The 11,187-nt window shown below is 41.7% G+C and carries 9 protein-coding genes and 1 pseudogene; 9 read left to right on the top strand and 1 reads right to left on the bottom strand.

Annotation, left to right across the window (positions count from 1 at the left end; genetic code table 11):
* From T356_RS21280 to T356_RS0108430, 6 genes and pseudogenes are all read left to right on the top strand, one after another.
* Nucleotides 1-284, top strand: a pseudogene (locus T356_RS21280) (RNA-guided endonuclease InsQ/TnpB family protein); the annotation flags it as partial.
* 175 nt (nucleotides 285-459) lie between these two features.
* The gene (locus tag T356_RS0108450) at nucleotides 460-1,143 is read left to right on the top strand and encodes a nitroreductase family protein (RefSeq protein ID WP_026514121.1); all 684 of its coding nucleotides are present in this window, start codon (nucleotides 460-462) and stop codon (nucleotides 1,141-1,143) included.
* A gap of 152 nt (nucleotides 1,144-1,295) precedes the next feature.
* Nucleotides 1,296-2,057, top strand: coding sequence for a Stp1/IreP family PP2C-type Ser/Thr phosphatase (locus tag T356_RS0108445; protein WP_026514120.1), 762 nt, complete (start codon nucleotides 1,296-1,298; stop codon nucleotides 2,055-2,057).
* Entirely contained in the window at nucleotides 2,050-4,092 is a 2,043-nt protein-coding gene (pknB, locus tag T356_RS0108440; protein ID WP_026514119.1) for a Stk1 family PASTA domain-containing Ser/Thr kinase, read from the top strand. The genes T356_RS0108445 and pknB overlap by 8 nt, the downstream gene beginning before the upstream one ends.
* Complete coding sequence (gene rsgA / locus T356_RS0108435) at nucleotides 4,093-5,010, top strand: ribosome small subunit-dependent GTPase A (protein ID WP_026514118.1); 918 nt, start codon at nucleotides 4,093-4,095, stop codon at nucleotides 5,008-5,010.
* Between the two features lie 39 nt (nucleotides 5,011-5,049).
* Complete coding sequence (locus tag T356_RS0108430) at nucleotides 5,050-5,625, top strand: histidine phosphatase family protein (protein ID WP_026514117.1); 576 nt, start codon at nucleotides 5,050-5,052, stop codon at nucleotides 5,623-5,625.
* 424 nt (nucleotides 5,626-6,049) lie between these two features.
* On the opposite strand, the gene T356_RS0108425 is transcribed toward T356_RS0108430, so the two are convergent.
* Nucleotides 6,050-6,526 (bottom strand): methylglyoxal synthase, encoded by a 477-nt coding sequence (locus tag T356_RS0108425; RefSeq protein WP_026514116.1) that lies wholly within the window; start codon nucleotides 6,524-6,526, stop codon nucleotides 6,050-6,052.
* A gap of 131 nt (nucleotides 6,527-6,657) precedes the next feature.
* Here T356_RS0108425 and T356_RS0108420 point away from each other — a divergent pair, with 131 nt between their 5' ends.
* The 3 genes from T356_RS0108420 (at nucleotide 6,658) to T356_RS20330 (ending at nucleotide 11,005) form a co-directional block, all read left to right on the top strand.
* Nucleotides 6,658-7,389: a hypothetical protein gene (locus tag T356_RS0108420; RefSeq protein WP_155839005.1), complete on the top strand. Its 732-nt coding sequence runs from the start codon at nucleotides 6,658-6,660 to the stop codon at nucleotides 7,387-7,389.
* A gap of 5 nt (nucleotides 7,390-7,394) precedes the next feature.
* Nucleotides 7,395-9,842, top strand: a complete 2,448-nt coding sequence (locus T356_RS18895) for an adenosine deaminase (protein WP_051563293.1) — start codon at nucleotides 7,395-7,397, stop codon at nucleotides 9,840-9,842.
* A gap of 167 nt (nucleotides 9,843-10,009) precedes the next feature.
* Nucleotides 10,010-11,005, top strand: coding sequence for a helix-turn-helix domain-containing protein (locus T356_RS20330; protein ID WP_051563291.1), 996 nt, complete (start codon nucleotides 10,010-10,012; stop codon nucleotides 11,003-11,005).
* Nucleotides 11,006-11,187 lie beyond the last annotated feature (182 nt).

Raw genomic sequence — 11,187 nt, 5'->3', positions numbered from 1 at the left:
CGGAAGAAAGCTACACATCAAAGGCAGACTTTCTTGCAAAAGACTATATCCCAGTGTATAAAAAGAACAGTTCAGGAAACTACTTTTTCTCAGGAAAGAGGATACAGAGAGGACTTTACAGGCACTACGATGGTACAATAACAAATGCAGACATAAATGGAGCTGCAAACATCTTAAGGAAAGTATTCCCAAAGGTAAGTCAATGGGATAGAGGCATAGTGGACATGCCTTGTTCTGCAGGATGCATAGAGCATCCTACAGGTTCATGCCGCTCTGCGGCATAACAGAAACCCTTTCCGACGTGGAGTCGGTGAGGGTAGTTCATAAAAAGTAACTTGTTTATAGATTGGCTTGAATGTTATATTCAAAAATAAATAATATCGGAGACAGCACAAGATTTGAGATTGAATATGCAAAGAGACATGGGAAGACCATTTCATATCTGGAAGGAGAAAAAATATGACAGAAATCGAAGCAATCAAGGCCAGACATTCGGTTAGAAGTTATAAGCCGCAGATGATCGAGCCGGAGAAAATCATACAGCTCAGAGCCAAAGTGAGTGAGCTCAATGCTGAGAGCGGACTTCATTTGCAGTTTATTGAAGATGCGGGAAGAACATATACTAATCTGGTAAACAGAGCAAGGGGACTTGGTTCGGCACCGAGCGTTATCGCATGTGTCGGCAGAGCTTCGGATGACCTGGAACAAAAGATTGGTTACTATGGCGAGAAACTGGTTCTTTTTGCACAGAGTTTAGGACTTAACACATGCTGGACAGGGGGCTTTAATCATAAGACCATATCCGCCGAAGTTGCTCCCGATGAAAAACTTGTAATAGCTATCGCAATAGGTTATGGCAAGGACCAGGGGAAAGTTAGAAAATCCAAGACTTTTGAGCAGGTGGTTGAGGCAGCAGGTGAGCGTCCGGATTGGTTTAATCAAGGCGTTGAGATGGCTCTTTTGGCTCCCACTGCAATAAATCAGCAGAAGTTCGTGATAAAACTTGCAGATGGTGAAAAAGTTGAATTTATTGACAAGGGCGGCCCTTTCAGCAAGGTGGATATCGGTATCGTAAAGTGCCACTTTGAGATAGGATCCGGCAAAATTATTGCAAATATAGTACCAAACACTTATAATTGCTAAAGATTATAAAGTTAGTTATAATTAGGATATAAATGAGCAGGGATGTTTATAGCTCCTGTAAACTACTTTGCAGGAAGCTTTCGGAGGAGTAAGTGTGGTACCTGCTTATTTTGTATGTGTATGTTGAAAAAGGGTTTGGGGAGGATGTTGGTTTGTTAAAGACTTTTTCCGTGACGGATATTGGAAAGAAGCGAAAGCTTAATCAGGATTATATCTTTTCCTCTGACAGAAAAATCGGAAACCTTTCCAATGTGTTTATTGTTGCGGATGGCATGGGAGGCCACAATGCAGGTGACTATGCATCCAGATACACAGTTGACACTATGGTGGAGGAGATTGAGAAGTCTTTTGAACAGAGTCCTGTTAAGATTCTGGAGAATGCGATCAAGTTGGCAAATCGCAATCTTAGAGAAAAAGCGGCAGAGAATCCATCGCTGTTCGGGATGGGAACTACAGTCGTCGCGTGTACTGTTATAGGACGGTATTTGCAGGTCGCCAATGTCGGTGACAGCAGGCTCTATGTCATCAATGATAAAATCACCCAAATAACTAGAGATCATTCCCTTGTGGAAGAGATGGTCAGGATGGGCGGAATTGACAGAGAAACTGCCCGGTCGCATCTTGATAAAAATATAATTACGAGGGCAATAGGTGCCACAGAAACAGTAGACATCGATTTTTTCACGGTGGAACTTAATCGAGGGGATATCGTCCTTATGTGTTCGGACGGTCTCACAAATATGTTAGAAGATGAAGAAATCCGCATGATTGTCAGCGGTCAGCGAGACATTATAGAGAAGGCCCAGAAGCTGGTTGTCGCGGCAAATAATAACGGAGGCAAGGATAATATAGCAGTTATCCTGATAGAACCCTTTGCCGATGAACCCACTCGCGATGGAGGACTGAATGATTAAAATAGGTATGGTGATCGGAGATCGCTATGAGGTGCTCGAGAAGATCGGTACCGGCGGTATGTCCGATGTTTATAAAGCAAAAGATCATAAACTAAATCGTCTTGTTGCAGTAAAGATACTTAAACAGGAGTTTTCTGAGAACGAGAATTTCGTATCAAAGTTTCGTGTTGAAGCACAGTCAACGGCCGGGCTTATGCACCCTAACATTGTAAATGTTTACGATGTCGGAGACGAAGACGGTATCAACTATATCGTCATGGAGCTCGTAGACGGAATAACTCTGAAAAAATATATTGAGAAAAAGTCCAGACTCTCGGTAAAAGAGGCTGTCAGCATTGCTATACAGGTAGCTATGGGACTTGAGGCTGCTCACAACAATAATATCATTCACAGAGATATCAAGCCTCAGAACATCATGATCTCCAAGGACGGAAAGGTTAAGGTTACCGACTTTGGAATTGCAAAAGCAGCTACAAGTAATACCATTACATCAAATGTAATGGGTTCGGTGCACTATACCTCACCGGAACAGGCGCGTGGCGGATACAGTGATGCCAAGAGTGATATTTATTCACTGGGTATTACTCTTTTTGAAATGCTAACGGGAAGAGTTCCTTTTAATGGAGACACGACCGTTGCAATAGCAATCAAACATATTCAGGAGGAACTTCCCACACCGGCAGATTTTAATGAGGAAATCCCTATCAGTGTGGAGAAGATTGTTCTTAAGTGTTGCCAGAAGAGCCCTGACAGAAGATATCAGAATGCTGCTGAGCTCATTCAGGATCTTAAGAAATCGCTTATAACACCTGATAAAGATTTTGTTTCCATGGTAGATCCCGATGAAGAGGGAGCAACCAGAGTAGCATCCGATGATGAAGTAAGACATGTGAGAAACAGAGATTCCAGAATGTCTGATACTGAGCAGATGAGGCTCAATCGTGATGTTGTCAGAGAATATGATCGTGACGACCGTGATGATCGCGATGATTATGATGATTATGACAGAGAAATAAGGAAATACGGCAGAGAATACGATGACGTCGATGAAGAAGACGACGATTATTATTATGAAGATGAGCGAAACAGAAGACGCAAGGGCACAATGCAGGAAGACGGAAAACTCGAGCGTATAACGGCTTCAATCGCCATAGTAATGGCAATTATCATTGGACTTATCTTAGTTATGTTTCTTGCAAGAGGAGTCGGTGTATTCGGTACAACAGAGGGAGCGGGAAGCAGTTCAACAGAAGCTTCAAATGCGGCTGCGGAAGTTGAAAAAGGAGTTCCTGATGTTGTAGGTAAGACATATGCTGAGGCTAAATCCATTCTTGCGGATGATAAGGGCTACATAGTAAAGAAGGCAGATGATAAAGATAATTCGAAGCCAAAGAATACCGTTGTTTCAACCTCGCCTGAGGCAGGTGCACATCTTGATGTGGGCGGTGAGATTACTGTATATGTAAGTAACGGTTCAAATTATAAGGGAAAAGCATCTGCATCATCAGGTTCCTCAACAGAGGGAGAAGTTGAAGTTCCGGATCTTCTCGGAAAAGACTCAGAAGAAGCTGTAGAGATTCTTATTGAAGCAGGACTTCAGCCGGGAAAGACCGAGGGTGTCAACAATCCCGATCCTAAGCTTATAGATAAAGTTTGCAGACAGAGTCTTGAACCCGGAAGTAAGGTCAAGAAGGGAACTGTTGTGCATCTCGAGATATCAGAAGGTCCCGGTGTTGTGGGATATAGATGTGAGAGCGTAGACGGACCGCAGGGCGGCGAGTATTATGTTCCCGGTATGTCGGTACATGTTACCGTTGTTACATCGGACGGAACAACAATCCATGAGTCCGATACAACTACTTTCCCGATAAGGATTGATGCTCATTCAGCAGTACCTACCGGAGTGGTAACTTACAGATATACGGCAACAATACCTGCGCCAACCAATCCTGAGACAGGAGAGCCTATGGGTGAACCTACCAATGAACCCAGAGAAGTGCGTAAGGAAATCCAGTTCACGCCGGAGACAAATTAAATGCAGGGAAAGATAATAAAGGGAATTGCCGGCTTTTACTACATAGAAACTCATGATGAGAATATCTATGAATGTAAGGCAAAGGGCATCTTTAGAAAAGATAATGTAAAACCGCTGGTCGGAGATGATGTCATGATAGACATTATCTCCGAAGAGGATAAAAAAGGGAATATAACGGAAATAATTCCCCGTAAAAACCGGCTTTTAAGACCGCCTGTTGCCAATGTGGATCAGGCGGTTATTTTGTTTGCGATAGTTAAACCCGATCCCAATTACAATCTGCTCGACAGATTCCTTATCATGATGAGGCAGCAAAATCTTCCGGTTATCATCTGCTTCAACAAGCAGGACATCGCGACCGAAGAAGAGCAGAAAGAACTCCATGATGCATATGAGAAGTGTGGATACAAAGTTCTTTTCATAAGTGTTAAGGAAGAAAAGGGACTTGATGAGCTAAAAGAGCTCTTAAAGGGAAAAACTACTACTTTGGCAGGCCCAAGTGGTGTCGGTAAATCATCGCTTTTAAATAAGCTTGTTCCCGATGCACTTATGCAGACGGGTGAACTCAGCCGCAAAATTCATAGAGGAAAGAATACGACGAGACATTCGGAGCTCTTTTACGTAAGCGAACTATCACAAGGAGAAGAGGAGACCTACCTCTTTGATACTCCGGGATTTACATCACTAAACCTGGTCGATGTAACTACTGACAATCTGATGCAGTACTATCCCGAGTTTGAAGAATTTGAACCTGAGTGCAGATTCGGCGGATGCTCGCACATAGCAGAGCCGGACTGCGGAGTAAAAAATGCACTGAGTGAGGGCAAAATTTCCGCAGTTCGCTACGAAAATTATAAGATAATATACGAAGACTTAAAGAATGCCAGACCCGATTACAGCAAGAAAGCAAGACGCTGATCGGAAGAATTATATTTATAGTACAGATAAGGAATACAGATGAAAATATACGTTACAAGACACGGACAGACAGACTATAACAAGAAAGAACTGATGCAGGGAAGAATAGATATTCCTCTTAATGAGACCGGAATGGAACAGGCCCGCGCAACAAAAGCCAAGCTCGGCGATATCAAATTTGACGCCGTATACGCAAGCCCCCTTACAAGAGCAATCCAGACCGCATCAATAATCGGAGATATCGATCCTTCCGATATTATAAAAGACGACCGCATAATAGAGGCAGATTTCGGAAAATATGACGCCGTAAACTATTACAAAGTAGGCCTCCCCATGACCGCTTACTGGGCTTTCCCCGAATTTTTCCCTGCCCCTTCCGGAGTTGAAAAAGTAAAAGACATGGTAGCCCGCACAAGATCCTTCCTTACGGACCTTGAGAAAAAAGACTACGAAAACGTCCTCGTAGTCTGCCACGGCGGAATCATCCGCCCCATCCGCGGCTACTTCGAAAACGTAAAACGCGGCTACATCTGGCGCCCCCGCCCCAAGAACTGCGAAATCTTCGTATACGAATCTAAGAACGGCACTCACCGCCTAGTTCAAGACATCATATAAGCTTTTATTTTTTTTCAAAGCCATCGCCCAAGTTCTTTAACTGCTTTTTTAAGAAATCCGGTTTACCGCGGATTTCTCAAAAAAGCAGTTAAAGAACTTGTTCAATATCCTATAAGTATATGCACATAAGTATGCTCGGACGCCTAACCAATTAATCTTTCGAAAAAGTAAAAGGTATCAGTATATAAGGTGCATTTTCGCATTGTTTTTGGTCGTTGCAACATTCAAGAGCGTAAAAAGGCGGAGTGATTTATTCTGTTTTTCAATCCACTGTTTGAGCCCATTTATGGGCGAGTTTGGATTGAAAGAATAAATCACTCCGCCTTTTTATGCCTTGAATGTCAACGAACAAATCCAATGCGAAAATGCACCTTATATACTGATACCTTGCCTTCTCGCAATACCTATCGGTCAGCCATCACCATCACTCGTTCGGCAACGTCTCCGCGCGCTGAGCGATGTTCTGCTTGAAGTTGATGACGTCGTGGTCGTACTCGGAATCCATGAAACTTGAGTGAAGGAGGAAATCCGCAGTTGCTTTATTGTTGGCAAATGGAATGTCATAAACCTGCGCAATTCTCATAAGCGCCTTTACGTCGGGATCGTGAGGTGCTGCTGTGAGAGGATCCGAGAAGAATACTACGAAATTAATCTTACCCTCTACGATCTTTGCACCAATCTGCTGATCACCGCCCAAAGGACCTGAATTATATCCGCGTACAGGAAGATTTGTGGCATCTGTGATCATTCTTGCCGTTGTGCCTGTTCCGCATAGAAAATGCTTTTTTAATGTCTCGGCATTATCCTTGCACCACTTGATAAGCTCAGGCTTTTTCCCGTCGTGAGCGATAAGTGCTATGGATTTCTGCTTCGGAATTGTGAGTGTAATTGTATCTGACATGAAAACTCCTCCTATTTTACGCGTTTTTTCTTTATCTCATGTCTACAAAATACACCATAACCATCATCGTGTCAAAGAAGATATTTATTAACTTTTTTGACCTTTTAGAAATGAGCCCTTATAATTACGGTATGAATAGAAGATATAAAAAGAAGAAAAACGGATCAATTATTTTTCTGGGCACTTTTATTGTGGTTGGAATAATATGCATAATCGGCTTGGGAGCATTTATTGTTGATTATGAACGTGCAAAAGAAGTTACATCGGGAGTTGTTTCCGATGCAAACGCATTTATGGAATCAGAGCTTGGAATTGATATAGACATAGACAAGCTCGAAAGCGGAGCTGATTCCGAGACTGTAAGCAAGGTGAAAAAAGGCGTAAAGAAAGGTGTAAAAAAGGCAAAAGAAGTAAAAGAAACCTTGTCGGAAGACGGAATCTTAAGCGATGCTTCGGATATCAATCTTCATGATGTTGACGGAAAAGGCAAAAATTATGTCTTTACTTATGACGGAGTTGAGTATTCTGCAGTATATACCAAGGATAACTGGAAGATAATAGACTCTTATAAGATAGAAAACAGCGAAGATATGAAGATCATATGCTCTGCACTTATAGAAGAGCATCCTGTGCACGGAAGCGACATGCAATCTTACAGAACAGCCGATGATATGGTCTACGAGTGGGAACAGCATAATATTGCATATGCATTTCTTCCAGATGATAACAGATGGAAGGCCAGAACCAAGGATGTTGACCTCAACCCCGAGGATCAGAACTTGTCTTTTGCAGAGATATACGAGAGACAGACGGGCAAGAAGATGACGGTAGATGAGCTTATGAAGCACGTGCAGGAAGGATAACGTATATGACTTATTTTACGTGTTTTTTTCTTGATGATGAAAAAGATATTATAGTAAGTCTTTATAAAGACCTTGATAAGATGTGGTTTGTGCTGTCTACGCCCAACCATCATACGGGAAACCTTATTAGGAACCTCGCCGCATTATGCAAACTGACTCTTTCTGAAGATGAGAGCGGGAAACTTGTTGCAAAGGGCGAGGTTCCCTGTTTTGTTGATGGTAATAATGAAGAGAGCTACATATTTAGCATGCGTGGTGTTGAGATAGCAAAGATATTTCCGGATAAAAGAGTTGAAGTCATGGCATCTGTTCCGGCAATCGCAAAGACACTTATGAGCCAGACCAAGAAGTATCAGCTCGATCTTAACAAGACTATTTTTAAGACCTATATAAACAAGAATCTTAAATTCAGGACCGATCTTCATACGCATATGAACGGCAATCTTCCTGCGGATATACTGATCGCGCTCGGAATCTATCATCAGATAAGATATCCTTTGTATTATGTCAAAAAACTAAATCTCGAGCTTACCGAGAAGCAGTGGATAAGTGTGCTTAAGAACAGGGAGAAAGTCGCAAGACAGCTTTCTTCATCGGAGCTTCAGGGCAAGTATCTTGACAGAAAAATCGATGACAATACATTTATAAACTTTGCGGATCTTATTCTTAATAACTTAAACGACGCTGAGCTCAATATTGTTAAGATCAGGGGATCGCTTGCTGTTATCAAGGATGGACAGGCTGTATTTACTAACCTTGAGAAAGTTTACATTTACAGATATATCTTTACCAAGGGAAAAGAATGTGATGAAAAGATAGATATTCACAGCGTTTCCCAGATTCCGGATGAAGATGTAAAAAAAGCTTTGAATCAGATGCTCATGGATAAAGAATCTTCTGAGTACTGTAACAATACTCTTTTCCAGGATAAACTCCTGTGGATAGCAAGAAATTATAAGCGACAGGGCATATGCTATGCGGAGATAAGCGATACCACGCTTGTAAAAAAATATGAGTCCATTGATATGCTCAGGCAGGTGCACGAAGTTATGCCAAGTATCCACAGAGAGACGGGAGTTATGATAAGGTTCCTCGCCGCTATGCGTAGGATACCTCTTACGATCATCAAAGATGCGGTGACTCCTTCAAATTATCTTGAGCAGAACCTTGAAGTGTTGAAGGCTACGGCACTTGATCCATATGTTGCGGGATGCGACTTTGTCGGCGAAGAGATAAATGACATCATTACTTTGAAGCCGGCGTTCAAGGAAATAGTCAAGATCGCGGCTAAAGACCCTTCGTTTGTGATAAGAGTTCATGCGGGTGAGAATGACAGCCAGAAAGATAATATATCTCACAGCATTCAGTGCGTAAAAGAATTCCTTGCACCCGATCAACAGATGCCGCGGATGAGGCTCGGACACGGACTATATACCTACAGTCCCAGATCAAAGAAGGGCAAAGAAGTCCTTAAACAGCTCAAAGAAAATGGCGTAGTTATCGAGTTCCAGCTTACAAGTAATGTAAGACTCAATAACCTCAATTCACTTGATAAACATCCTCTTAGGCACTATCTGAAGCAGGGACTTAAGTGCGTACAGGGAACCGACGGAGCGGCTTTGTACGGAACCAATTCTGTGGATGAGCAGCTGTCTCTTATTAAGATGCTGGGGCTTTCGGATAATGAGATAAGCCTTATGAAGCAGGCTGAGACAGAGATAATAGAATTAAGCAGAGCATCCTATGCAGCCAAGAAACAGAAGTTCAATGCGCTGATCAAGGACAGAGACATCGAGGAAGTACTTCTTGAGAAGATGAAAGCTGTTAAGATATCGGAAAGGAGACTTTCATCAAAGGGGCTTTTGCTCGATGCCAATAAAGAACTCAAGGAGCGCATAAGAGAAATTTCGTGGTCATATTTCCCGGTAGTGCTCTTGGGCGGAAGTTTTAACACTGAGAACAGAGCTACCAGAGTGACCAAAGAGGGCGCTGCGCAGCTTGATGCACTTATGGATAAGCTTAGTCCGGAAGAAGTCTGCTTTGTCATCGGCCATAAGCTTTCAGGGTATGAAAAGTACCTTCTTGATAATAACAAGAAGAAATTTAAAGTCTATGCCGTTGTTCCTGCCATGATAACAGAGAAGGAAAAAGATATGCTTCTTTCTTATAATGTCAGGATTCGGGTTTCTACGGAGACTCAGGGAATGGGCATTTACAAGAGCTTTAACTACGAGATATTTGAGAGAAGACCATCGATGGTCGTTGCCTTTGACGGTAACAGCGCCGCAGCCAATCTCATTCAGGAAGCCAAGAACGGAAAAGGAAAGGCTCATATCTTGGTATGGGGACATTCCAAGACACTTCGTCAAAAAGCGCTTTCGCTGAAAGGTTATGTAGACATTTTTGATGAAGAAATGACCCTGGGGGACGGGGTTATTGGACCAAAAATCTGATAGTAAACGAAGAACTGTATCTTCTTCAGATGCAGTATTTATGCGGGGTACCATTATGGAACCCCGCTTTTTGATGCCTTTTTATTGAAAAAAAATATGAGACACGAGATACTAAATCTGATACACCTGCAGGTGAAAATATAAATTTTGAAAGGAACGGTTTTGTTATGGTCGAATTTGGGGGACAACTCAGAAGTGCGAGAGAGATAAAAGGATTGACGCAAAAAGCTCTTGCCGATCAATTATATGTTACTAGGCAGACAGTTTCCCGGTGGGAGTGCGGTGAGCGTTATCCGGATATTATTACATTAAAGAAATTATCTCAGATTCTGAGTGTCAGTCTTGACGACCTTTTATCCGGGAAGGAGATGATGAAAGTGGCGGAAAAGAATCCTGTGGTGGAAAGTAAGATAGCTAACAATGTTACGATTGCTATATATATGAACATAGTTTTGTTGCGGCTTATAGAGCAAGTGCAGTATCTGATGGAACGGTACGGCATGCAGGGAATTAAAAGGTTTGATTATGGAATTTTCGATTTTAGAGATGTTTTTGGTTATACGATAGAGGCATTATATATAGTGATTTTTTCTTATGGCTTATATTGTGCGATAAAAGATGTTCAAACTCCAAAGAGAATCGGAATTGTTTTGATCTCGTACAGTTTGACTTTTTTAATCGATGGAATTTTTTGGTGCTGCTCAAACATAAGATATGCGCTCTATATCGAATCATATAGTAGTAAGTTATATGGCGAATCATATAGATCTTATCAGCCCTGGTGGGAAATTGTTCTTAGATTTGATGTACCCTATTATGCACTTGCAATAATGCTGTTAATTTCTTTGTATTTCTTTTTTATACGAGGTTCAAAACGTAAATTATGGGTGTATGCCATCATGATTGTTTCGATATATTATACATATTATATGGTTCGGGGTGATATAGGCTGGATGCTTAGTGGAAGGAGTGAAGTGATAGAGAATACTAAGTATACGGTTGATGATGCCACATTGGATTCAATTATTATAGTAAGAGATTTTTTTACAAATATATCGTTGTATGGTTTAATTATTTTCCAGACACTTACATTATACAGAAAACGCAGAGCAGCGTTGGACTTATATGTAGAAAAAGAACCTATTGAAGCATCAGCTCATTGATTTGTGTAACACCACAGAAGATCCGTAGTGATATTCAGTGGTGTTTTCTTTTGAAAAAATAACATATAATGTAATGACCCTGGGGGACGGGGTTATTGGACCGGAAATTTGATAGTGAACTAAACTTATGAATGTGCTGCAAATGCAGTATTTATCCGGATGCACCATATAGGTGCATCCTT

The sequence above is a fragment of the Butyrivibrio sp. LB2008 genome, assembly GCF_000621565.1.
Taxonomy (GTDB): Bacteria; Bacillota; Clostridia; order Lachnospirales; family Lachnospiraceae; genus Butyrivibrio.
The sequence above is the reverse complement of the archived record's forward strand: the minus strand, read 5'-3'. Positions and strand labels throughout refer to the sequence as shown.

Bases quoted from the DNA above. Each gene is read 5' to 3' on its own strand.
- pknB (WP_026514119.1), top strand. From the start codon at position 2,050: ATGATTAAAATAGGTATGGTGATCGGAGATCGCTATGAGGTGCTCGAG.
- T356_RS0108425 (WP_026514116.1), bottom strand. From the start codon at position 6,526: ATGTCAGATACAATTACACTCACAATTCCGAAGCAGAAATCCATAGCA.
- T356_RS0108450 (WP_026514121.1), top strand. From the start codon at position 460: ATGACAGAAATCGAAGCAATCAAGGCCAGACATTCGGTTAGAAGTTAT.
- T356_RS0108420 (WP_155839005.1), top strand. From the start codon at position 6,658: ATGAATAGAAGATATAAAAAGAAGAAAAACGGATCAATTATTTTTCTG.
- rsgA (WP_026514118.1), top strand. From the start codon at position 4,093: ATGCAGGGAAAGATAATAAAGGGAATTGCCGGCTTTTACTACATAGAA.
- T356_RS20330 (WP_051563291.1), top strand. From the start codon at position 10,010: ATGGTCGAATTTGGGGGACAACTCAGAAGTGCGAGAGAGATAAAAGGA.
- T356_RS0108430 (WP_026514117.1), top strand. From the start codon at position 5,050: ATGAAAATATACGTTACAAGACACGGACAGACAGACTATAACAAGAAA.
- T356_RS18895 (WP_051563293.1), top strand. From the start codon at position 7,395: ATGACTTATTTTACGTGTTTTTTTCTTGATGATGAAAAAGATATTATA.